The organism is Devosia aurantiaca, assembly GCF_011058215.1.
GTDB lineage: Bacteria > Pseudomonadota > Alphaproteobacteria > Rhizobiales > Devosiaceae > Devosia > Devosia aurantiaca.
Window position 1 is genome coordinate 827186 of sequence record NZ_JAALFG010000002.1, and the last position, 23563, is coordinate 850748.

The 23563-nt window shown below is 62.8% G+C and carries 19 protein-coding genes and 3 pseudogenes; 8 read left to right on the plus strand and 14 right to left on the minus strand.

Going from position 1 to position 23563, the window contains the following annotated elements; all coding sequences use genetic code 11:
• Window positions 1-159: 159 nt before the first annotated feature.
• A pseudogene (locus G5575_RS11860) lies at window positions 160-1197 on the plus strand (glutathione S-transferase family protein).
• A gap of 56 nt (window positions 1198-1253) precedes the next feature.
• Here the strand turns inward: G5575_RS11860 and G5575_RS11865 are convergent.
• Window positions 1254-1727 (minus strand): NUDIX domain-containing protein, encoded by a 474-nt coding sequence (locus G5575_RS11865; RefSeq protein WP_164534489.1) that lies wholly within the window; start codon window positions 1725-1727, stop codon window positions 1254-1256.
• 113 nt (window positions 1728-1840) lie between these two features.
• Here G5575_RS11865 and G5575_RS11870 point away from each other — a divergent pair, with 113 nt between their 5' ends.
• Window positions 1841-2731 carry a metallophosphoesterase family protein gene (locus G5575_RS11870; RefSeq protein WP_164534490.1) on the plus strand — a complete coding sequence of 297 codons (891 nt, stop codon included), beginning with the start codon at window positions 1841-1843 and terminating at the stop codon, window positions 2729-2731.
• Here the strand turns inward: G5575_RS11870 and G5575_RS11875 are convergent.
• Window positions 2728-3384 (minus strand): glutathione S-transferase family protein, encoded by a 657-nt coding sequence (locus G5575_RS11875; RefSeq protein ID WP_164534491.1) that lies wholly within the window; start codon window positions 3382-3384, stop codon window positions 2728-2730. The genes G5575_RS11870 and G5575_RS11875 overlap by 4 nt on opposite strands.
• Window positions 3385-3449: 65 nt before the next feature.
• Here G5575_RS11875 and G5575_RS11880 point away from each other — a divergent pair, with 65 nt between their 5' ends.
• From G5575_RS11880 to murD, 4 genes are all read left to right on the plus strand, one after another.
• Window positions 3450-3818 carry a DUF2200 domain-containing protein gene (locus G5575_RS11880; protein ID WP_164534492.1) on the plus strand — a complete coding sequence of 123 codons (369 nt, stop codon included), beginning with the start codon at window positions 3450-3452 and terminating at the stop codon, window positions 3816-3818.
• 62 nt (window positions 3819-3880) lie between these two features.
• Window positions 3881-4807, plus strand: coding sequence for a hypothetical protein (locus G5575_RS11885; protein ID WP_164534493.1), 927 nt, complete (start codon window positions 3881-3883; stop codon window positions 4805-4807).
• A 74-nt stretch (window positions 4808-4881) separates the two neighbouring features.
• Window positions 4882-5211: a hypothetical protein gene (locus G5575_RS11890; RefSeq protein ID WP_164534494.1), complete on the plus strand. Its 330-nt coding sequence runs from the start codon at window positions 4882-4884 to the stop codon at window positions 5209-5211.
• Window positions 5201-6490 carry a UDP-N-acetylmuramoyl-L-alanine--D-glutamate ligase gene (gene murD / locus G5575_RS11895; protein ID WP_164534495.1) on the plus strand — a complete coding sequence of 430 codons (1290 nt, stop codon included), beginning with the start codon at window positions 5201-5203 and terminating at the stop codon, window positions 6488-6490. The genes G5575_RS11890 and murD overlap by 11 nt, the downstream gene beginning before the upstream one ends.
• Here murD and G5575_RS11900 read toward each other — a convergent pair.
• From G5575_RS11900 to G5575_RS11910, 3 genes are all read right to left on the minus strand, one after another.
• Complete coding sequence (locus G5575_RS11900; protein ID WP_164534496.1) at window positions 6487-8181, minus strand: hypothetical protein; 1695 nt, start codon at window positions 8179-8181, stop codon at window positions 6487-6489. The genes murD and G5575_RS11900 overlap by 4 nt on opposite strands.
• 469 nt (window positions 8182-8650) lie before the next feature.
• Window positions 8651-9175: an MgtC/SapB family protein gene (locus G5575_RS11905; protein ID WP_164534497.1), complete on the minus strand. Its 525-nt coding sequence runs from the start codon at window positions 9173-9175 to the stop codon at window positions 8651-8653.
• A gap of 69 nt (window positions 9176-9244) precedes the next feature.
• Window positions 9245-9403 carry a hypothetical protein gene (locus G5575_RS11910; protein ID WP_164534498.1) on the minus strand — a complete coding sequence of 53 codons (159 nt, stop codon included), beginning with the start codon at window positions 9401-9403 and terminating at the stop codon, window positions 9245-9247.
• A 125-nt stretch (window positions 9404-9528) separates the two neighbouring features.
• Here G5575_RS11910 and ade point away from each other — a divergent pair, with 125 nt between their 5' ends.
• Both ade and G5575_RS11920 read left to right on the plus strand, forming a co-directional pair.
• Window positions 9529-11232 (plus strand): adenine deaminase, encoded by a 1704-nt coding sequence (ade, locus tag G5575_RS11915; protein WP_164534756.1) that lies wholly within the window; start codon window positions 9529-9531, stop codon window positions 11230-11232.
• Entirely contained in the window at window positions 11229-12857 is a 1629-nt protein-coding gene (locus G5575_RS11920) for a CocE/NonD family hydrolase (RefSeq protein WP_164534499.1), read from the plus strand. Before ade ends, G5575_RS11920 begins: the two co-directional genes overlap by 4 nt.
• 122 nt (window positions 12858-12979) lie before the next feature.
• Here the strand turns inward: G5575_RS11920 and G5575_RS11925 are convergent, their stop codons facing one another.
• From G5575_RS11925 to xdhC, 9 genes and pseudogenes are all read right to left on the minus strand, one after another.
• Complete coding sequence (locus tag G5575_RS11925) at window positions 12980-15169, minus strand: malate synthase G (RefSeq protein ID WP_456236463.1); 2190 nt, start codon at window positions 15167-15169, stop codon at window positions 12980-12982.
• A 40-nt stretch (window positions 15170-15209) separates the two neighbouring features.
• Window positions 15210-16511, minus strand: coding sequence for a guanine deaminase (guaD, locus tag G5575_RS11930; protein ID WP_164534501.1), 1302 nt, complete (start codon window positions 16509-16511; stop codon window positions 15210-15212).
• Window positions 16508-17733: pseudogene (locus G5575_RS11935) on the minus strand (urate hydroxylase PuuD). The gene guaD and the pseudogene G5575_RS11935 overlap by 4 nt, the downstream one beginning before the upstream one ends.
• A gap of 214 nt (window positions 17734-17947) precedes the next feature.
• Window positions 17948-19039, minus strand: a complete 1092-nt coding sequence (locus G5575_RS11940; protein ID WP_207633109.1) for a BMP family ABC transporter substrate-binding protein — start codon at window positions 19037-19039, stop codon at window positions 17948-17950.
• A 52-nt stretch (window positions 19040-19091) separates the two neighbouring features.
• Complete coding sequence (locus G5575_RS11945) at window positions 19092-20021, minus strand: ABC transporter permease (RefSeq protein WP_164534503.1); 930 nt, start codon at window positions 20019-20021, stop codon at window positions 19092-19094.
• Window positions 20018-21100, minus strand: coding sequence for an ABC transporter permease (locus G5575_RS11950; RefSeq protein ID WP_235935932.1), 1083 nt, complete (start codon window positions 21098-21100; stop codon window positions 20018-20020). The genes G5575_RS11945 and G5575_RS11950 overlap by 4 nt, the downstream gene beginning before the upstream one ends.
• Window positions 21097-22134 carry an ATP-binding cassette domain-containing protein gene (locus G5575_RS11955; protein ID WP_407924861.1) on the minus strand — a complete coding sequence of 346 codons (1038 nt, stop codon included), beginning with the start codon at window positions 22132-22134 and terminating at the stop codon, window positions 21097-21099. Before G5575_RS11955 ends, G5575_RS11950 begins: the two co-directional genes overlap by 4 nt.
• Window positions 22135-22176: 42 nt before the next feature.
• Window positions 22177-22612: pseudogene (locus G5575_RS22260) on the minus strand (ATP-binding cassette domain-containing protein); the annotation flags it as partial.
• 1 nt (window position 22613) lies between these two features.
• Window positions 22614-23471, minus strand: coding sequence for a xanthine dehydrogenase accessory protein XdhC (xdhC, locus tag G5575_RS11960; protein WP_164534504.1), 858 nt, complete (start codon window positions 23469-23471; stop codon window positions 22614-22616).
• Between the last annotated feature and the right edge of the window lie 92 nt (window positions 23472-23563).

The following is a 23563-nucleotide window of genomic DNA, read 5'->3' on the forward strand; positions in this document are numbered from 1 at the left end:
ATGCATGGCTTCTGTGCTCCATTTGCGCAACGGATTGTTGCTTTTCTGCGCGCTTTTCCTCCGGACCTCGGAAGCCTAGCTCTTGGGCATGGCAACTTCGGCGCGCCGGGAAGGTTGACCCCGCAATGCCGACAGCAAGATGACGAGAAAGGCCCCAAGATGGGACAATTGATCGACGGAAAATGGTCGAGCCAGTGGTACGACACCAAGAATACCGGCGGCAAATTCGTTCGCTCGCAGGCCGGTTTCCGCAACTGGGTGACCGCTGACGGCGCGGCCGGCCCATCGGGCGAAGGCGGCTTTAAGGCCGAAGCCGGGCGCTACCATCTCTATGTATCGCTGGCCTGCCCCTGGGCGCATCGCACCCTGATCTTTCGGAAGCTCAAGAATCTCGAAGGGCTGATCGACGTCTCGATCGTGTCGCCGAAAATGCCGGACGAAACGGGCTGGAGCTTCAAGAAGGACGAAGGTTCGACGGGCGACCTTCTGCTCGGCAAGGATCTGCTTTGGCAGGTCTATACCGAAGCCGAGCCGGAATATTCAGGCCGCGTCACGGTGCCGGTGCTGTGGGACAAGCAGAAAAAGACCATCGTTTCCAACGAGTCCTCGGAAATCATCCGCATGTTCAACTCGGCCTTCGACGAGCTGACCGGGAACACGGACGACTACTATCCCGAGGCGCTGCGCCCGCGCATCGACGAGATCAACGCCCGCGTTTATGACGACATCAACAATGGCGTCTACAAAGCCGGCTTTGCGACATCGCAGGAAGCCTATTCCGAAGCCGTGACCAAGCTGTTTGCCGCGCTCGACTGGGTCGAGGGGCTTCTTGGCGACAATGCCTATCTCACCGGCGACAGCATCACCGAGGCCGATTGGCGGCTGTTCACGACGCTGGTGCGGTTCGACGCGGTCTATGTGGGGCACTTCAAGTGCAACCTGCGCCGGATCGCGGACTATCCCAATCTCAGCCATTATCTGAAGGCGCTTTACGAGGTTCCGGGGTCAAGGAAACGGTCGATCTCGACCATATCCGCACGCACTATTACTGGAGCCACCCAACCATCAATCCGCACCGGATCATCCCGATCGGGCCGGAGCTGGAGTTTGTCCGTTGATGGTGGGCGCGCGGTTCTAGCGCCTCCCTCCCCCGTGAGGGGAGGGACCGAGGGTGGGGGTGGTTGTGTGGTCCACTGAAGGACCCCCACCCCCAACCCCTCCCCTCAGGGGGGAGGGAGCCTGCCGTCGGCGGCTCAGTACCCCCAGACCTTCCGCTTTTCCACACCGTCGAAATATTCATCGATCCTTTGGCTGGTGGCCGGCGTTAGGCCTTCGGGCAAGGCGCGGCGGTCGAACCAGCCGACTTCGGCGATCTCGAAATTGCCCTTGTGCTCGAAGGCCTGCTGGAAGGTCGTGCAGACAAAGAAGGCGACGTGGTCGCGATTGGTGACGGAACTGGAATTGTGATAAAGCCCGAAGAGCTGCATTGCCCCAACGGGTTTGAAGCCCGTTTCTTCTTCCATTTCTCGCGCGCCGGCTTCCTCGAAGGTTTCGCCCGGGCCGACGCCGCCGCCGGGAAACTGCCAGCCCGGAATGTGGCGATGGCGGATCAGCAAGACCTTGTCGCCGTCCACCGCCATGACGCGGGCGCCAACCGTCATGCGCAGCCAGACGCCCTTGAGCGTCAAAAACACCTTGGCGCGCACGCGCTGGAAGCGATTCATCATGGGCCGGGCTCCGTGTTCAGCCTCACCGCTATCAGAGCTTGGCGCCCGACAAAATCGGCCGCGCGCACGATTGACCGTTTTCTTGATCCAATCCTTCTGGCAAAACCGCGGCAATGATTACTCTCGCCCATATTTCAGACATTCACCTTTCGCCCCTGCCCCAGATCCGCGTCGGCGATCTGGTCGGCAAACGCCTCACCGGCTATCTCAACTGGAAGCTCAAGCGCCACGGCGAGATGAATGTCGAAACCCTGGCCCGGCTCGTTGCGCATATGCAGGAGCAGAAGGCCGACTTCACCGCCGTGACCGGCGACATGACCAACCTGGCGCTCAAAAGCGAAGTGGTCCGCGCCGGCAAGTGGCTCGAAGACCTGGGTGACAGCGAACGCGTCGCCATCTGTCCGGGCAATCACGACGCCTATGCGATCGGAGCGCTCGAACAAGCGCAGGAATCCTGGGGCGATTACATGAAGGGCGAGACGCTGGAGGGGGAAGCCTTCCCCTTCGTGCGCCGCGTGGGCGAATTGGCAATCGTCTCCTGTTCCAGCGCCGTGCCCATGCCGCCCTTCATCGCGGCGGGGCGGTTCGAGGAAAAGCAGGCGAGCCGGCTGGCACGGATGCTGAAGCTTCTGGGTGACGCGGGATATTTCCGCGTCGTTCTTATCCATCACCCGCCCAATGCCGAACTACAGCACCCGTCCTTTGGCCTCCGCGGCCACCGCATCTTCCGGCAGGTGATCGCAACCGAAGGTGCCGAGCTGATCCTCCATGGCCACACGCATCGCTCCTCGATCCACCACATTCCGGGCAAGGGCCACGAAGTCCCCGTGATCGGCGTGGCGGCAGCCAGTGCGGCGCAGGGCGGGACGCTCGACGATCCGGCGCGCTACAACCTGTTCCGCATCGAAAAGGCGGGCGAAGGCTGGGAATGCACGATGCGCGAATGGGGCTTCCAACGGCTCGGCGCCGATATCGTCATGCGCATGCAGATGCGCATCTATTAGAAGCTGTCCGTCGGCTCGCCCGAATAGAGTTCAGCCTGCGCCGCATAGGCACGTTGATAGGCTGGGCGGGCTTCAGCGCGGGCGACATACGCTGCCAGGGTCGGAAATTCGGCAAGCAGCCAGGTGTCGGCGCGCCTTAAGACCATCACCATCATCAGGTCGCCGGCGGTAAATTCGCCTTCCAGCCAGTCGCGGTCGCCAAGATAGTCCGCCAGTTCCTTGAGACGCACACGGATCCGGTCCTCAAGGAAACCAAAGCGCGCCGGACTGTGCCAGGGCTGTCCCGGATCGGTGAAGTCGGCTTGTTCGCGTTCGACGATCGGCGGTTCGACGGTGCTCAGTGCGGCAAACATCCAGGTGATAGCGCGAGCGCGAGCGTGGGGGTCGGTCGGCAACAGCCCGGCATGCCGCTCGGCGATGTGAAGGATGATGGAGCCGGACTCAAAGAGCGTCTGCCCGTCTTCTTCATAGGTCGGAATCTGCCCGAAGGGGTGTTTGGCGCGATGATCGGCCTGCTTCATCTGCTTGAACGAAACGAGCTCGACCTCGTATGGCTGGCCAACCTCTTCGAGTGCCCAGCGCACCCGCGTGTCCCGCGCCATGCCCTTGCCGCCGTCGGGTGACCATTTGAATGCGGTGATCTTGGGGGTCATCATCGTCTCCATTGTCGTTACCTTGAAGACGAACGATAATGAACCTCTCAGACATGGAGGCCACCATGAACAATGCCAGTGACCGCATCCGCAAAACCAGCGTCGCCAGCGTCTATGTCCACTATGTCGCCAAGGCCGAGCGCCGCGGCCGGACAAAGGCGGAGGTGGACGAGATCTTCGGATGGCTGACCGGCTATAGCCAGGAGCAGCTGGAACGGGTGCTGGCGGAAAAGATCACGTTCGATGAGTTCTTCGCCCAGGCCCCGCGCCTTAACACGGCACGCTCCTTGATCACCGGCGTGGTCTGTGGCGTTAGGATCGAGGAGATCGAGGATCCGTTCATGCGCGAGGTCCGCTATCTCGACAAGCTCATCGAGGAGCTCAACAAGACCCGGCCGATGTCCAAGATCCTGCGGGCGCCGGCGGAGGCTTAGCGGCACCCCTCCCACCTTCGGGGCAAATCACCTATATGGATGCGACAGCCAGCGAGTGCCCCGTGACCGAATTCTTCCGCATCGAGCGTCCCTATTTCGACCCCGCCGCTAGCGAGGCGCGCTTTTTCTATAGCCTCAACGATCTGAGCTTTACCGAAGTCCTGACCTTTCCGACGGGCCCGGACCTTGCGGCATCGGAAAGCGCTAGCTTTGAAAAACTGCTGGGCCTGACCGCGCTGGTGCTGGGTGTGAGCTACTTCAAGTTGCGCGCGCCGCTCAGCATCGAGGCGCCGGAGATCCCGCTGACGGAGGCGGAGCGGGCCTTCGTCATCGATGTCTACGAGAATGGCCTGGGTGAATTTTATGCCCGCAACGAGTTGGCGCGGTTCGGCAAGTTGACGCTTTCGGCGCCGGACGATGCTACCCCGCGCAAGGAAGCGATCAGCCTGCCCGAACGCACGCTGTTGCCGATCGGTGGCGGCAAGGATTCGCTGGTCAGCGTCGATCTCCTGACCCATACCGGCGTGCCGTTCACGCCTTTTGCTGTCAATCCCAAGGGCCCGATCCTGTCTTCGGTCGAGGCTATCGGCACCGAACCGGTTTATGTCACCCGCACGCTCGACCCCGAAATGATCCGTCTCGGCAAGGAGCCGGGCTTCTATAACGGCCATGTGCCATCTACGGCGATCAACTCCATGATCGCGTCGCTTTGTGCCCTGCTGTTCGGCTACGACCAGATTGTCCTTTCCAACGAGCGCTCGGCGAGCGAGGGCAATGTGGTGTTCGACGGCCGCGAGACCAATCACCAATATTCCAAGTCGCTCGGTTTCGAACTCCTGATCGGCGATACGCTGAGCAATGCGACCGGCGGAGCGCTCAAGTATTTTTCGCTGCTGCGACCTATTCGGAAGCGCGCATCGCCTCGCTTTTCACCAAGGAGCGCAAGTTCGATAGCGTCTTTTCAAGCTGCAACCGCAATTTCCGGCTGACCGGACACGATGGTGCGCTTTGGTGTGGCGACTGCCCCAAATGCCATTTCGTTTTCCTGATTTTTGCGCCTTTCATGGCCAAGGATCGGCTCCTGCGTATCTTCGGCAAGAACCTCCTGGACGAGCCCAGGAACGAGCATTCGTTCCGCGAACTGGCGGGGCTTACCGGTCAGAAGCCTTGGGAATGCGTGGGCGAAATTCTTGAAGCCGCGGCATGCTTTTATACGCTCAGCCGCCATGCCGATTGGCATGAGGATGCGGTGGTAAAAGCGGTGAAGGCCGACCTTTTCGCGCAATACGGCGAGGAAAAGCTGCAGCTGGCCATGGCCGAATGCCTGACCGACAGCCACGATCATCACATTCCGCCGGCCCTCGCCGCCAAGGTGGCCGCTTATGCGGTTTGACGCGCCGGTCCTTCTATATGGCGCAGGGCGCGAAGCGGCGTCCACCCGCGCTTTTCTTAAAGCCACGCAGCAGGAGCTCAAGGTTTTTGTGACCGTCGACAGCGGCACGGCGGACATCGCCGATGCCGAACCGATCGCGCCTGCCGAGCTTCCTTCTGCCATTGCCGAGCGCCGCTTCGGCACGATCGTCAAGAGCCCCGGGGTTTCGCTCTATAAGCCGGTATTCGAAGCCGCGCGAAACGCCGGCATCGCGATCACCTCCAATCTCAACCTGTGGGGCGCCACCTACCGACACGGCCGCACCGTGATCGCCATCACCGGCACCAAGGGCAAGTCGACCACGGCAACGCTGACCCACCTGATGCTGGCACGCTCGGGCATCGATGCGGGCCTTGCCGGCAATGTGGGCCTGGCGCCGCTCGATATCGCCGACAAGCATGCCGTCGTGGTGTTCGAGCTGTCGAGCTACCAGACCGCCGACATGAACTTCCTGCCCGATATCGCCGCGCTCACCAACCTTTATCCTGAGCATGTGGACTGGCACGGCAGCGTCGAGCGATACTACGCCGACAAGCTCCACCTCGTCGATCGCGACGGCAGTTTTGCTGTGGCGCTGGGTGCTGCTGCGCGCGGCAATGCGCTGGTGGCCCACGCCGTACGGGACCACCGACGGTTGCTGCGCGACCTCACACCCGAGGAAGAGCGCGCGATCGAACACGCCGCCAGTCACTCTCGTTTGCGCGGCGCGCACAATCTCGACAATGCCCGGCTTGCTGCGCAGATTGCGCTGGGCGCGGGCGCCACGCTTGATGGCATTTTGCAGGGCATTGCGGCCTTCCGGCCGCTGCCGCATCGGCTGGAGGAACATGTCTTCGGCATCATGACCGTGGTCAACGACTCGATCTCAACGACGCCGGAAGCCACCAAGGCGGCGCTGGCGGCCTACCCTGCCCGCCGCATCGCGCTGATCGCTGGTGGCCATGAACGGCAGCAGGACTATGCCGAACTGGCAACGCTTCTGGCGCAATGCGGCGTGACGACATTGGCGACCTTGCCGGTGACCGGTGCCCGGCTGGCCGAGGCCTGCCGCGAGGTGGCGCCGGACATCGAGATCATCGAGGCGCCCGATCTCGACGCTGCGCTGACACAGCTGGCGCAGCGCCGTTCGCGCTTTGACACGATCATTCTGTCGCCGGGTGCGCCCTCCTACAACCAATTCAAGAATTTCGAGGAGCGCGGCGTGCTGTTCGTCCAGCGTTGCAAGGACCTCTTCAGCTAGAAGCTGCTGTTGAGCACGGCGGGCGGCAGTCCCGCGCCGAGCAGGGCCGTGCGGATGTCGCGGATCAGCGTTTCATCGGTTATGCGCTTGCGCAGCTGGGTCAGGATGCCATTGGCGCGAAAGCCCGGCACTTCCAGCACCCGCGGCAGATAGCTGGCGACGAGCTCCTGATTGGCGATGGCCCGCGCCGCCATGACGGTGAGAATCGGCCCGAGCTCACGATCGGCTTCGGCGTAGCCGCGCGCATAGATCGAAGCGACGCTGAACTTGCCGTCGCGCAAGGCCTTGAGGGCGGGCACGATGAGATACCATGACGGCGGATTGGGTGCGCTATTGATGGCAAGGCTTGCAAGCGGCTCTGCGTCGCTGAGCTTGCCGATCAAGGCGAGATGGCGGGCCCGTGCTGCCAGCGTATCGGAATTGGCAGGATTGAGTTGGAGCGCCGAACTATAGGCCGCCTCGGCCCCCAGATGGTCGCCGATCCGCTCGAGATGGCGCGCGCGTTGCTCCCACACAAAGCCTGACAGCGGCGATGCCGCGACTGCGGTGACCAGCGCATCGCCGGCGAGGGCCTGGCGTTGACCCTCCTCCAGCCCCACCGCGGCAAGCCCCACCCCTTCGACCAGAAGACTGGCTGACGCGGCTAGTGCCTGCCCGGTGTTCCGTTCGGCCTCAGGCAGGGCGGCATAGCAGCGGTCGGCACGTTGACCGGCGCCAGCGCTGCCGAGTTCGCGCCAAAGGTCGAAGAGGACACGGCAGAGGAAGAGGCTCTCCCGGCCGTCAAACGACGACGTCTCGGTCAACATCGCGCGGGCTTCGCGATAGAGCGGACCGCGTGGACTGCCGAGCGCGCGGGACAGGACGCCGGAGACGTCATTCAGCAATTGCGGGTTTGCCGTTTCCTCGGCTGTCGTCGAGACGGCCTTGCTCCAGACCACGATATTGCTTTGCTCTTCTGTGAGAATGGCGCTGAACTGCAAGCCGCCCGCTTCGCGTCGCACGATGCCGCTCAGCACATAGTCTGCGTTGCTGGCGGCTCCATTGTCTCCATAAACGACACGCAGGGTTTCGAACTGCTCGAGATCGGTGACGAGTTCGACCGCCAGACCGGCCACGAGCCCGATATCGGCATTGGCACCGGTGAGGTTTTGCAGCTCCATGACCGATATGAGCGGCGGCTGCAGTGGATGCGCCCGGTCGACCATTTCCGCTTGCCGGAGGTAGATGAAGAGGCCGAGAATCAAGGCGACCGAAACGGCAGGGACGGCAGCAAGCGTTGTCCAACGGGCCCGGACGCTGCGTCTGATCGGCGGCTTGGGTGGCTCCACGGCAGCAGGAGGGGTAACCTGCTCGATCCGCACGAGGTCTGGAATATAGCGGCCGGTTGGCAGCTGAATGCGGATGGTCTCACCTGCGCCGGGGCCTTGGTAATATTGCTCGAGCAAGGCTCTGAGACGCCGCGCCTGTACGCGGACGATCGGATCGCTCTGCGGGTCGAAATCCGGCGACCGTCCGAAGACGTCGACCGCGATGGCATAGGCCTTTATGGCCTGCACCTCGCCACGAAGCTTTTTCTCCACGATGTATTCGAGGAACCGCGAGAGCTGTGGTGAGCGGGCGATGTCCGGCCATGCCAAGAGCCGGCTCAGGGCCTCGGAAACCTCCTCCTCTGTTGGGCCGACATCGGACACGACACCATCCCTTCCTCCCCACCATAACGAGCGTTTTACATGTAAAGTGCAAGGCCTGCTTACATAGCGTTACCCAGCTTTCTCTTCCCTTGGACGGCAATCGTGCCCATACGCAGCGTGTCGATGTTGCGGTCGACAAACCAGCGCTTCTAGGCCCAGCGCTGTTTCTCCCCACCTTTGTCGCTTCCAGTTTCGGGCGCCGTCCAGCCCACCGAGTTGGCATGCGAACCTGCGTCCACAGGCAGCATGCCTCCGGCGGAGAGAGATGCTGCGACGGGTTTCGGCCCGGTGCATTCCCAAGTGTCTCTCTCTGCCACTGAATACCGGCGATTTGCACCGTCGCCGGCGATCGTACGGGTTTCCTCCTGGCCCGTGCAAAAGAGCACGACTGCAACCCCTCCCTGTTGCGGTCGTACGGGGGGAGAAGCATTTCGCGACTGCCGCATGTCCCTCTCGGCAGCTTGCGGAACTACACCTGCTTCTCCCCGCGGCTCGCGTGAGATCCGTCATCGGCATGGCCTTTGCGATGCAGCCTGCGATGAGCAAAGGCGCGTAGAGACGCCAGCACCAGAACCGCGAGCAGAGCCGTCGCTGCGGCGACCACATAGTGGCCGAGCGCCGTGGCGAGACCGACTGCCCCCGCCAGCCACATGCCGGCGCCCGTCGTCAATCCTTGCACGCCTCCGCCATCACGGAAGATCGCGCCGGCCCCCAGAAAGGCGATGCCTGCCGTCACGGCCTCAACGGCACGGATCGGATCGGCCTGCGAGCCGGTCGCATCGCCAATGGTGTGGAAGATTTCGAAGGCAAGAATGGTGAAGAGCGCGGCGGCTACCGCGATCAGGATGTGGGTCCGAAGCCCTGCTTCTGCCGTGTTGATTTCACGCTCGAAGCCGATGATGCCGCCCAGCACGGCAGCGATGGCAAGCCTGATGAGAATGATGTGGGTTGGGAGATAAGTCTCGACCAAGCCCCAGCTATTGCCCACTTCCATGATCGAAATCCGGGTTCATGACGCTTTGGTCACAACCCGGATCATCGACCACGGTTCCGACCTTTGCCCTTAGCTAGGGTTGGGCTGCATCGAGGTATAGATCATGAAGATGATGGCAAAGAGCACCACCACGCCGACCAGCGAGAAGATCAACACGCGCAGGTTCATCTTGCGCGGACTGGCCTGTCGCACTTCGGTCGTGTTCTTGTTGGGATCGTAGGTTTCCATTGTGACGCTCCGGGTAAATATCGGAAAGGGGAACGTGCGCCGATTGCCGCGGTTCCGTGCCGCCACTTGACGCAGCCCCTGGCACAGCCGAGTCTCGAACTTGTCCTTTTCCGAGTGGTGCCATGATGCGTTCCGAGCTGTTGACCAAGATGATCATGGCCGGTCAAGGCAAGGTGCCGGCCGATCTCGTTATCCGCAATGTCGGCCTGCTCGACGTCATCACCGGGACAATCACAACCACTGACATCGCCGTGGTCGGCGATCGCATCGTCGGCACGCATGCGCATTACGATGGCGCGACCATCATCGACGGCACCGGACGCTTCGCCGTGCCGGGCTTCATCGACACGCATCTGCATATCGAGTCCTCGCTGGTAACGCCCCTCGAGTTCGACCGCTGCGTGCTGCCGCATGGCGTGACCACGGCGCTTTGCGATCCTCATGAGATCGCCAATGTGCTGGGTGCCGAAGGCATCCGCTATTTTCTCGACTGCGCCGAGCGCACGGTCATGGATGTGCGGGTCAACCTTTCTTCCTGCGTGCCCGCAACGCCGTTCGAAACCGCCGGAGCGCGGCTCGAGATCGACGATCTTTCGCCCTTCCGTGCGCACCCCAAGGTGGTCGGCCTCGCAGAAATGATGAACTTTCCCGGCGTGCTCAATGCCGATCCGGGGATCATGGCCAAGCTGCTTGCCTTTCAGGACGGCCACATCGACGGTCATGCGCCGCTGCTGCTCGGCACCGCGCTCAACGGCTATCTTGCCGCCGGTATCCGCACCGACCACGAGGCGACAAGCGCTGCGGAAGCGCGCGAAAAGCTCGCCAAAGGCATGGCAATCCTGATCCGCGAGGGCTCGGTCTCCAAGGATCTCGAAGCCCTTGGCGAAATTTTAGACGAAAACACCTCTAGCTTCGTGGCGCTCTGCACCGACGATCGCAATCCGCTCGACATTGCCGAGGAAGGGCATCTCGACTCATCGATCCGCCGGCTCATCGCCATGGGCCGGCCGCTGCACCACGTCTATCGTGCCGCCAGCCACTCGGCCGCGCGCATCTTCGGTCTCAAGGATCGCGGGCTTCTCGCGCCCGGCTGGCGTGCCGATATCGCCATCCTTGACAGTCTCGAGGATTGCCGCGTTTCTCACGTCATCGCCGCCGGACGGCTGGTGACGCCTGAACTGTTCAACACACGGGAGGACGTTGCGCCGGTCGGGCTGACCTCGATGAAGGCCAAGCCGGTCAACGCCGAGGTTTTCGTCACCGAAGCCAAGGCCGGACAAAACCGTGTGCCGGTGATCGGCGTCAAGCCCGGCCTGATCTTGACCTTCCGGGAAGAAGCAGCGCTCGCCTTGAACGAAAAAGGCTTGCAGCCGGACCTTCAAGCCGACGTCATCAAGGTTGCCGTTATCGAGCGGCATGGCATCAATGGCAATATCGGCCGCTCCTTCGTCACCGGCTTTGGTCTCAAGCGCGGCGCCATCGCGTCGTCGGTGGGCCACGACAGCCACAACATCACCGTAGTGGGCACCGATGACGCCGACATGGCGCTGGCGGTCAATCGGTTGATCGAAATGGGCGGTGGCTTTGCCGTGGCGGATGGCGGCTCCATCACCGCTGAACTGGCTTTGCCGATCGCGGGTCTCATGAGCCTCAAGAGCTTCGAGGCGGTGGCGCACGACCTCGAACACCTGCGCGACGCCGCCAAGGCACTCGGCTGCGTCCTGCCGGAGCCGTTCTTGCAGGTCGCGTTCCTCGCCCTCCCCGTCATCCCGCATCTCAAGATGACCGATCGCGGACTGTTCGACGTCGACAAGTTCGACTTCGTATGAGCCTCTCCTCGCTCTATCTGGCCTGGCAAGAGGACCTGCCGCGCCGACTGAACGGCGTGCGCAAGACGCGCGGCATAAGCCTTGCCATGGCCGATGGCGTGGTGCTGAAGACCGACCATTATGCGCCCAAGGGCGTGGGGCCGCACCCGACCATCCTGATGCGCCTGCCCTATGGACGGCGGGGTTTCGGTCCGATCGCCGAGGCCTATGCCGAGCGTGGTTTTCACGTCATCATCCAGGCCTGCCGCGGCACCGAGCGCTCCGGCGGTGAATTCGACCCCTTTGCCAACGAGCGCGCCGATGGGCTCGCGACATTGGACTGGATCAAGTCGCAGCTTTGGTTCGATGGCCGCATCGGCCTCACCGGCCCGAGCTATCTCGGCTATACGCAATGGGCGATCTCGGACGCCCTGCCCCCGGTGTCGGCGCTGGCGGTAAAAGTCACGACCGCCGATTTCCGGCCTGTCGTTTTTCCCTCCGGCGCCTTTCAACTCAATCTTTGGCTTTCGTGGCTGCAGGTGATCGACGGCTTGCGCAACCGTCCACTGGCGACGGCCGCCCGCATGTTTTCCGGCGATATCGAGCGGCGCACCGAACGCGCAGCGAAAACACTGCCGCTGCTTGAAGCGGACAAGGTTGTCGCAGGGCACAAGGTACCGTTCTGGCGGCACTGGTTCGGCAACGCCATCGGCAGCGACACATTCTGGACGGAGCTCGACCACCGCCATCGGCTTAACCCGACGACGCCGCCGGTACATTTCATCTCCGGCTGGTACGACTTCATGGTCGATCCGCTTTTGGCCGACTACCGGCGCCTGGTCGAGCTCGGCCACCGGCCCTATCTCACTGTCGGCACCTGGTTCCACATTGCCGAGGAGCTGCAGCGCGACAATCTGCTCGAAACCATTGTCTGGATGCGCGCCAAGCTGATGGGTGACGCGAGCGGCTTGCGCGAGAAGCCGGTGCGGCTGCACGTTTCTGGCCGCAATGAGTGGCACGAATTCGACCGCTATCCGCCTGACGGCGGCAAAGCGCAAAACTGGCGCATCGGCACGGATCGGACGTTGACCACGGGCGATGCCGTGAGCGCCGGCAGCGACCGCTACCGCTATGACCCGGCGGACCCCACTCCCAACTTGGGCGGCGCCATCTTTGCTTTTACCGGCCCCGGCGCCGTCGACAATGCAGCGCTCGAAGCGCGCAAGGATGTGGTGACCTACAGCAGTCCGGTGCTGACCGAAGAAGTGACCATGCTCGGTCAGGCCAAGGTCACACTGCGGGCCAGAGCCGGATTGCCGCATGCCGATTTCTTCGTGCGGCTCTCGGATGTCGGGGCGGACGGCATATCGCGCAACATTTGCGACGGCTTTGTCCGCCTGACGCCGGCAACACCATTGGATGCCGACGGCTGCTGGACGGTGAGCCTGCCTCTCCATGCCATGGCGCACAGTTTCCTTCCCGGCCACCGCCTGCGCCTGCTGATCGCGTCCGGTGCGCATCCACGCTACGCGCGCAATCTTGGCACCGACGAGCCGATCAATACGGCAACGACGATGGTGGCTAATGAGATCGAGGTTTTGCACCAGGGGCTGGAACTGGTGTTGCCGACTTACCGGCTGAATTAGCCCCCACCCAACCTCCCCGTAAGGCGGGGGAGGGGTTGCATCGTGCCTAGACCCAGATCGGTCCTCAAACACCGGTCGACTCCTCCCCCTTCTTCAGGGGAGGCCGGGTGGGGGTGTGCCCGCTATTGCGCCAGCTTCCCCGCTTCCCGTGCCTTGACCTTGCGCCGTGCTGCATGCAGCAGCGGTTCGGTGTAGCCGCTGGGCTGGTCGGCCCCGTGCAGCGCCAAATCCAGCGCGGCCTGGAAGGCGACCGACTGGTAGTTTTCGGCCATCGGCCGGTAGATCGGATCGCCTGCGTTTTGCGCGTCCACAACGGCGGCCATGCGCTCGAAGACCGAAGTCACCTCGTCTCGGCTGACAAGGCCATGGCGCAGCCAGTTGGCGACGGCCTGCGAGGAAATGCGGCAGGTGGCGCGGTCTTCCATGAGGCCGACATTGTTGATGTCCGGCACCTTGGAACAGCCGACGCCCTGCTGCACCCAGCGCACCACATAGCCCAGAATGCCCTGTGCATTGTTCTCGAGCTCGCGCGTGATCTCGTCGCGGCTGAGTGAATAGGGCACCTGCACCGGCATGGAGAAGAGGTCGGAAAGCGGCGGCAGCGGCTGGTTGTGGCGGCGCTTCTGCGCTTCGAAGACATCGACCTGGTGATAGTGCAAGGCGTGGAGCGTCGCGGCGGTCGGCGATGGCACCCAGGCGGTGTTGGCGCCGGAATTGGGGTGGCCGATCTTGGCATCCATCATCGCGGCCATATCGTCGGGCCGCGCCCACATGCCCTTGCCGATCTGCGCCTTGCCGGAAAAGCCGCAGGCAAGACCGATCAGAACGTTCCGATCTTCGTAGGACGCGATCCAGCGTTCGCCCTTGATCTCATCCTTGCGCAGCACGGCGCCGGCTTCCATCGAGGTATGGATTTCGTCTCCGGTGCGGTCGAGGAAGCCGGTATTGATGAAGAAGACGCGGGCGCGCGCCTGGTAGATCGCGGCCTTGAGGTTGGCCGAGGTGCGGCGCTCCTCGTCCATGATGCCGATCTTGATGGTGTTGGGCGCAAGGTCGAGGAATTTTTCGACCGAGCTGAAGATGGCGCAGGCAAAGGCGACTTCTTCCGGCCCGTGCATCTTGGGCTTGACCACGTAAATGGCGCCGGTGCGCGAATTGTTGCCCTTGTCATGAAGGGCACAGAGGGCGGTGAGCGCCGCGTCCATCAGCCCTTCGCCGACCGGCTTGCCATCGAGCAGCACGGCGTCAGTGGTCATCAGGTGCCCCACATTGCGCACGAGCAGCAGCGAGCGGCCCTTAAGCGTCAGCGGCTGGCCGTCGACATCCTTGTAGCTGCGGTCATTCTTGAGCGTGCGGGTCACGCTCTTGCCGCCCTTCTCGAACGTATCTTGAAGCGAGCCATTCATCAGGCCCAGCCAATTGCGATAAACGCCGACCTTGTCCTCGGCATCGACCGCCGCGACCGAATCCTCGCAATCCTGGATCGTGGTCAGCGCTGCTTCGACGATCACGTCGGAGAGGCCGGCAGCATGCGCCGCGCCGATCGGCGTTTTGGGCGCAATGACGAGAATGGCGTGGAGGCCATTGTGCCGAAGGACGATCTCGCCATTCTCCTCGGTGCCGCCATAGCCGACAAAAGCCGACGGGTCGCGGAGGCCGGTACGCCCTGCATGTGTGTCGACGGCGAGCATGCGCGTCTCGCCGTTCTTGACCACGTGGTAGCCGGTGACGTCCTTGTGGCTGCCGGCGGCGAGCGGGAAAGCCTCGTCGAGGAACTGGGCAGCGCGCGCGACGACCGCTGCGCCGCGAGCGGCATTATACCCCTGCCCGGGCGCCAGATCGCCGTCGCGGCTGATCACATCGGTGCCGTAAAGCGCGTCGTAAAGCGAACCCCATCGCGCATTCGCGGCATTGAGCGCATAGCGGGCATTGCTGACCGGCACGACGAGCTGCGGACCGCAAAGGCTCGATATTTCGGGATCGAGGCCGAGGGTCTCGATTGAAAAATCACCCGGCTCGTCAACGAGGTAGCCGATATCGCGCAGGAAAAATTCGTATCCCTGCGGATTGCTGCTGACCGGGCCATAGCGGCGGTGCCAATCGTCGATCTGGCCCTGGAGCTCGTCGCGCTTCGCCAGAAGCCGCGCATTGGTGGGGACGTGTTCGGCCAGCATGGCGGCAAATCCGGCCCAGAATTGTTCGGCCGTGATCTTGAGGCCCGGCAGCGCTTCTCGTTCGACAAAATCCACCAGCATCGGGTGCACGGAAAGGCCGGATTTCGTCTGATAGCTGGTCATGAATTGCCTCGATATGCGAACTGCTGCTCAAGCTTTAGGCCATTGTGGCGGTTTGTCACAACCCGCCTAAAGTGGACTTCGCCCTTGCGCCAGCCACATAGACTTCGACCACGGAGCGGTCGTCGCCCAGCGTTTGCAGCAGGAACAGCTCTTCGGCAAGGCTCGACACCGTCGCTTGCCGCATGCGCATGGTGGGGGTCGCATAGGCGTCGAGGACGACGAAATCGGCTGCGCAGCCCGGCGCGATCGAACCGATGGTCTCCTCAAGCCCGAGCGCCTGGGCATTGCCGCGCGTCGCCATGTGGAAGGACGCGAAAGGATTGAGCCGCTGGCCCCGCAACTGCAGCACCTTGTAGCCCTCGTCGAGCGTGCGCAGCATGGAAACGCTGGTCCCGCCTCCGATATCGGTGGCGATGCCGGTGCGGACGCCATGCTTGATCAACCGCTCGCGGTCAAAAAGGCCGGAGCCTAAGAAGAGATTGGAGGTCGGGCAGAAAACGGCGACAGCGCCGGTGTCGGCCAGAACGCCGGCTTCGCGATGGTTGAGATGGATGCAGTGGCCCAGCAATGTCTTGGGACCGAGCAGGCCAAAATCCTCGTAGATGCCGGTATAGTCGGCAGAGCCGGGATAAAGCTCCATGGAATAGGAGATCTCGGCGTCGTTTTCGCTGAGATGGGTCTGCACATAGGCTTGCTTATGCTCGGCCACCAGCGCCTGCGCCGCTTCCATCTGCGCGGGGGTGGAAGTGATGGCGAAGCGGGGCGAGATCGCATAAAGCCCGCGACCGACGCCGTGCCATTTTTCCAGCAGCGCCTTGCTGTCGTCGTAGCTCGATTGCGCGGTATCGCAGAGCCCTTCGGGCGCATTGCGATCCATCATCACCTTGCCGCCGATCATCAGCATGTTGCGCCGCTGCGCTTCGGCAAAGAAGGCGTCGACGGAGCGCGGATGGCTCGAGCAATAGGCGACCGCCGTGGTCGTGCCATGGCGGATCAGCGCATCATAGAAGTCGACGGCGACCGCGTCGGCATGGCCCTGCTGCGAAAACTTCTGCTCTTCGATGAAGGTATAGGTGTTGAGCCATTCGAGCAGAGAGCCGGCATAGGCCGCCATCATCTGCGACTGCACATAGTGCACGTGGAGATCGATGAAACCCGGCAGGATCAGGTGCGGCCTGTGGTCGATAATCTCGGCGCCCTGACGCTCGGTGGCGGCAAAGTCGCCGACCGCCACGACCTTGCCATCCTCGATGCTGACCGCTCCGTCTTCGAGATAAAGGTAGCTGGCTGCGTCATCGGGGCCTTCGGGCACACGGTGAAAGCTCAACACCCGCCCGCGCAGGATCGTCCGGCTCATAAAGCCGAGCCTTCGCGATACCATTCGACCAAAAGCGCCCGCTCCGCATCGGTCATCTCGGTGACATTGCCGGGGGCATGGCGTGGCTCCAGCCGGCTTGCATGGCGATCTGCGGAGCGTGGTTGGCGATCGCAACATCATTGTCGAGGATGACATTCTTGGGCGCCTGGTAGACGCCATCCCAGACCGGTTCGGCCGTGTGGCACATGGCGCAGCGCGTCTGCACCGTGAGGCTCGCCTCGGCAAAATGGGTTGAGGCCATGAAGCGCTCGCCGGTGGCGCTGGCCAATTCGGGCGTGTCAGCGCCGGGCAGTTTCGGCGAGGTCGAGAGCCAGGCGATCACCAGCATGATGACCGCGGCGGCGGCCCAAGTCCAATGCGGATTGCCCTTTCGCGCGTGGCGCGTATTGAAATAGTGCCGGATGACGACGCCGACGAGGAAGATCAACGAGGCGATGATCCAGTTCCACTGCGTGGCGAAGGCCAGCGGATAGTGGGACGAGAGCATGAAGAAGATGACGGGCAGCGTCAGGTAGTTGTTGTGGAGCGAGCGCTGCTTGGCGATCTTGCCATATTTGGCGTCCGGCACCCGGCCTGCCTTGAGGTCGGCGACGACGATCTTCTGGTTGGGGATGATGATCATGGCGACATTGGCAGCCATGATCGAGGCCGTGAAGGCGCCCATATGAAGCATTGCCGCGCGGCCGGTGAAGAGCTGCGTATAGCCCCAGGCCATTGCGGTCAGGATCAAGAACAGGACGAGCATCAACCCGTTCTGCGAATTGCCAAGCGGCGACTTGCAGAGGCGGTTGTAGACGACGAAGCCCAGGACGATCGAGCCCATCGAAATGAGGATCGCGGCCCAATTGGGCACGTCGAGGACGTTGCGGTCGATGAGGTAAATGTCGGCGCCGACATAATAGATCAGCACCATCAGCATGAAGCCCGAAAGCCAGGTCCAGTAGCTTTCCCATTTGAACCAGGTCAGATGCTCGGGCAGAAACTCCGGCGCCACCAGGTATTTCTGGATGTGGTAAAAGCCGCCGCCATGCACCTGCCATTCTTCGCCATGGGCGAGCGGCGGCAGGCTCGGCGTCTTGCGCAGGCCAAGGTCGAGCGCGATGAAATAAAAGGACGAGCCGATCCAGGCAATGGCGGTCACCACGTGCAGCCAGCGCACGGCAAACATCGCCCATTCGTAGAATATTGCCAGATCGCCCATCGTGTCCCCCTACTTCCAGCGAAATCGCAACCACTGGACCATTCCCAAACTCGATTGTCACCCCGGCGAAGGCCGGGGCCCATCCTGAGATCTCAAGATGGATCCCCGCCTGCGCGGGGATGACATCGAGCGTGTGTGAGTTTTCGCGATTACCGAAACCTCACAGAAAAGTGCGGGCCAAGACCCGCCCCCTCACTCATTCATCCAACCACCATCAAGCCGGCGGAATGACGCCTTCGACATACCAGTCCATGCTGAGGAGCTCGGCATCGGTCAGGGTGACGCCGGCGGCGACGCGTTCGGTGCCGGTATGGTCGTTAATCGGGCCGGTGAAGATATGGAGCGACCCATCGGCCTGGCCGTTCTTGACCGCTTCAGCGGCAGCCTTGACCTCTTCGGTGACCTTGGGGCCATAGGCGCCGATCTCGACTTCGCCTTCCTTGATGCCCGGCCACACGTCCTGGCTCACCCAGGTGCCGTCGATGACGGCCTGAGCGGCGGACGCATAGTGCGGGCCCCAGTTGTCAATGATCGAAGTCAGCTGGGCATTGGGCGCAAAGGCGCTCATGTCGGCACCCTGGCCGAAGCCGCCGACGATGCCACGCTCTTCGGCAACCTGGAGGGCGGCCGGACCGTCGGTGTGCTGGGCAATGATGTCGATGCCCTGGTCGATCATGGCGCGGGCAGCGTCGGCTTCCTTAGCCGGGTCGTTCCAGGTCGAGATATAGACTGGGGTGATGGTGAATTCAGGGTTGATCTTGCGCGCGGCGAGCACGAAGGCGTTGACGCCCATGACCACTTCCGGGATCGGGAACGAGCCGATGTAACCGGCCTTGCCGGTCTGGCTGAGGTGGCCGGCAATGGTGCCGCAAACGGCACGGCCTTCATAGAAGCGGGCGTTGTAGGTGCCGACATTGTCGGAGCGCTGGTAACCGGTGGCGTGCTCGAAGCGGACGTCCGGGAACTGCTGGGCAACCTTGATGACATAGTCGCCATAGCCGAAGCTGGTCGCAAAGATCAGCTTATGGCCGGACTGGGCCAGTTCGCGCAGCACGCGTTCGCAGTCCGGGCCTTCCGGCACGTTTTCGACGATGGTCGGTTCGGCGACGAGGTCACCGAGCTGGTCCTTCATGTACTTGGCGCCGGTAGCATGACCAAAGTTCCAGCCATTGTCGTTGACGGTGCCGATCAGCATGAAGCCGACCTTGAGCGGTTCAGTCTGGGCGAAGGCGCGCGAACCGAGCAGCGGCAGGGCTGCTGCGGCAACGCCGGCCTTGAGCATTGAGCGGCGGCTAAGGGTCATCATTTTTCTCCTGAATGACGGGTTTTATCGATCAAAGCCATCTTTCCTCGTGGCTTCAATTTGCGGGCAGGAACGGCTTGCCGAGGCAGGCCGGTGCATTGGTTGAGGCATCGCGGCGGATCGAGATCAGCACCAGGACGACAACGGTGGCAAGATAGGGCATGGCGGCCCAAAGCTCGGCCGGAATGGCGGAAAGCGGCCCGCCGCTGGCCTTGGCATAAAGCTCCATGGTCATGACGAGGCCGAAGAGGTAGGCGCCAGCGAGGAGGCGGAACGGCTTCCAGCTGGCAAAGACCACCAGCGCCACCGCGATCCAGCCGCGGCCGCCGGTCATGCGCTCAGCCCATTGCGGGGTAAGCAGCAGCGGGAAACAGGCGCCGGCAATGCCTGCCATGGCGCCACCGAACATCACCGCCATATAGCGCACGCCGATGACCGAATAGCCGATCGAGTGGGCGGACAAATCGTTCTCGCCAACGGCACGAAGGATCAGCCCGGCGCGGCTGCGTTTTAGGAACCACCAGACGCCAATCACCAGCGCAAAGGCGAAATAGACCAGCGCCGAATAGCCGAACAGCACGCGCCAGATGGGGTGGCTGGCCAGTTCGGCGGGGAACAAGGGGCCGAGCAGTGTCACCGGCCGTGCCGAATAGCCCTGCCCCGCCAGTGCCGAAAAGCCGGTGCCGAAGATGGTGAGCGCAAGGCCCGTGGCGGTCTGGTTGGCCGAAAGGCTGAGGGTCAGAAAGCCGAAGATCAGCGACGAGGCGACACCGGCTGCAGCCGCGACGAGGATCGCCAGATAATGGTTGCCGGTAAAAAAGGTAACAAGAAACGCCGTGATCGCGCCGATCAGCATCATGCCTTCGACGCCCAGATTGAGGACGCCGGATTTTTCGACCACCAGCTCGCCAAGGGCCGCGATGAGGATCGGGGTGGAGGCGCCGACCACGGTGACGATGATGGCGATCAGGAGGTCCGTGCTCATGCCCGCGCCTCCGCTTGCGGCGTGACGCGGCGGATGCGGTAGCGCACGAGGAGGTCACCGGCGAGAAGGAAGAACAGCATCATGGCCTGGAAAACGCCCGTCGCTGAATTCGAGAGGCCAATGGACGTCTGGGCGATTTCGCCGCCGACAAAGGTCACGGCGATGACGAGCCCACCAAAGATCACGCCCAATGGATCGAGGCGCCCGAGAAAGGCGACGATGATGGCGGTAAAACCGTAATTGGTGGGAAAGCCCGGTACCATGCGCTGGAACGGGCCCGACACTTCGAGCGCCCCCGCCAGGCCGGCGAGGGCGCCGGAGACCAGAAAGGCGAGCCAGATGGTGCGGTTTTCGGAAAAGCCACCATAGCGAGCGGCATGCGGTGCGGCGCCGACAACGCGCATCTGATAGCCGAAGACCGAACGCGACATCACGAACCAGGCGACCAGCGCCACGATGATGGCGATCGGCACGCCGGCATGAACGATGGTGCCCGGAAGGATGTTGGGCAGAAGCGCGTCGGCGGCAAAGCGCCTGGTTTGCGGAAAGCCCATGCCCATAGGGTCCTTCCAGGGGGCGCGGACAAGATAATAGATCGCCTGCACCGAAACATAGGTCAGCATCAGCGAAGTGAGGATTTCGTTGACGCCGAGCCGCGTGCGCAGCAGTGCGGGAATGGCGCCATAAAGGGCGCCGCCCGCCATCCCTGCCAGGATCATCAGCGGCAGGATCCACCAGCCAGTCATCTGGTAGGTCGCCAGCGCCACCCCGGTCGCGGCAAGCCCGCCGACCACATACTGGCCCTCGGCACCGATATTCCAGACATTGGCCCGGTAGGCGATGGAAAGTCCGACGCCGATGATGATCAGCGGCGCAGCTTTTACGCCGAGGTCCTGCCATTTATAGGTGTTGGTGAAGGGCGTGATGAATATTTCGCGCACCGCGCCGACGCCATCAAAGCCGATCAGCGAAAACAGGATTGCGCCCACGATCATGGTGAGGAGCACCGCGACGATCGGCGTGCCGTAGAGCATTGCCTTGGAAGGTTCGCGGCGCTTTTCGAGGCGAAACTGCATCATGCCGCTTCCGCCCCATGCACGCCGCCCATCAGCAGGCCGATTTCTTCCACGCTCACATCCTTGACCGGCCGCGCGGGGCTCAGCCGGCCCATATTGATCACCGCCAGCGTGTCGCTCAAAGCACGCAATTCGTCGAGGTCCTGGGAAATGACGACAATGGCCGAGCCGGCGGCCGCAAGATCGACCAGCGCCTGGTGAATGGCGGCCGCGGCGCCGGCATCGACGCCCCAGGTCGGTTGGCTGACCACCAGAACCGAAGGCTTCTGCAGGATTTCGCGACCCATGATGTATTTCTGGAGATTGCCGCCCGACAGCGACCCGGCCATGGAACCGGGGCCCAGCGCCTTGACGGCAAAGTCGGCGATGACCTTGCCGGTATAGGTTTTTGCGGCGCCGCCATTGATGAGGCCCATCACCACCATGCCGAGCCGGTCACGGGCGGTGAGCACCGAATTGTCGGAGAGCGAAAACTCGCCCACGGCCGCGTGGCCATTGCGCTCTTCGGGCACGGCGCAGAGCCCGTTGCGGCGGCGTTCGGTCGTGTCCATCATGCCGATGCCGAGCCCGTCGATGGTGATGGCTTCGCGATCATCGCCGCGGATTTCACCGGAAAGGGCGTCGAGCAAGGCGTTCTGACCATTGCCGGCAACACCGGCGATACCGAGGATTTCCCCTGCCCGCACGGTAAAGCTTACGCCGTCTACGGGCACGTCAAAATGCCCCGCCTTGACCGTCGAAAGTTGGCTGACCACGAGCTTGGGCGGGCCGAAGGTGCGGCCTTCGGCCTTGACGATGTCCTTAAGCCCCGTGCCGATCATCTTCTCGGCCATGGAGCGCGATGTTTCCTGCTTGGGGTCGCAGGTATCGACCAGCTTGCCGCCGCGCAGGATCGTCGCCGTATCGCACAGGGCTTTGATCTCGTGCAGCTTGTGAGAAATATAAAGGATCGAGCACCCTTCCGCTGCGAGCTTGCGCAAGACGGTAAAGAGCTGCTCCACCTCCTGCGGCGTCAGCACCGAAGTCGGCTCATCCATGATCAGAAGCTGCGGCTCGAGCAGCAGCGCGCGCACGATCTCGATGCGCTGCCGCTCACCGACCGAGAGCGTTGCCACGGTGCGGTGCGGATCCAGAAGGAGGCCGTATTGGTTCATCACGGCGCGAATGCGCGCCTCGAGCTCGCGCGACGGGATCTTCGAATCCATGCCGAGCGCGATGTTCTCGAGCACGGTCAGCGCCTCGAACAGCGAAAAAATGCTGGAACACCATGCCGATGCCAAGCTTGCGCGCGGCCTTGGGGTTGGGCACGACGACCGGAGCGCCATTCCAGCGGATTTCGCCGGCATCGGGCTGCATGATGCCGTAGATCATTTTCACCAAGGTGGATTTGCCCGCACCGTTTTCGCCGAGCAGCGCGTGGATTTCGCCGGGCTTGACGCTGAACGACACGTTGTCATTGGCGAGGACGCCGGGAAACCGTTTGGTGATGCCGCTCAACTCGAGCCGATCGGGCATATCAGATACCACTCGTCACCCCCAGAGCGCTGGGGGCGGACACTTGCCCGGCAGATGCTTCCCGGCTCCCAACATGGACCATAATCTCGGCGGCGGCTAGTGCGGCAATAACCGGCGGGCGTTTATCCCCAAGCCCTTGCGCCCCAATCGGTAAAATCAGCCGATCAAGGCTCTGGCGGTCGCCGCCCTGCTCCAGATACCAGCTCGAAAACTTGGCCCGCTTGGTGGCCGAACCGACCATGCCGACATAGGGCGCGTCGCTGCGCGCCAACGCCTCGCCGGCAATCAGGAAATCGAGCGCGTGATCATGGGTGAGGATCACGAAGGAACTGCCAGCGGGCGCGGCACGGACAATGGCTTCGGGCATGGCGACGCGGTGGCGCGCGATCGTGGGTGGCAGCAGATCGAGTTCTTCCTGTCTTGTGTCGATCACCTGAAGTTTGACCGGCATGAGGGCGAGGATTTTGGCGAGGACGCGCCCGACATGGCCGGCCCCGAAAAGGTAGACATGCGGAAGACCTGCGTCTTCGGCCGCGGCGCGGGCAAGAAGGTTGCTGCGCAGCGCTTCATCGGCAAAGCGCAGGGTCACGTTCACCCGGCCCCCGCAGCACTGACCGATCTCGGGACCGAGCGGCACGTCCATGGCTTCTTCGGCACGACCGTCGGCGATCAGCCGCCGGGCATGCTCGATCACCATATATTCGAGCGCCCCGCCACCGATGGTGCCCAGCGTTTGTGTGGGGCCAACCACCATGAACGTGCCCTGCTCGCGCGGCGAGGAGCCACGGACGGAGGTCAGCTCGCAAGCGATGGCTGCGGGGTTGTCGGCAAAGAAGGTGGCGAGGGTTTGAGGCGTCACAAAAATGCCCCCCACCCTTGATCCCTCCCCACAAGGGGGAGGGAGACGACAGAACCGAGATGGCCGAGGCTAGCGCATCCCTCCCCTTGTGG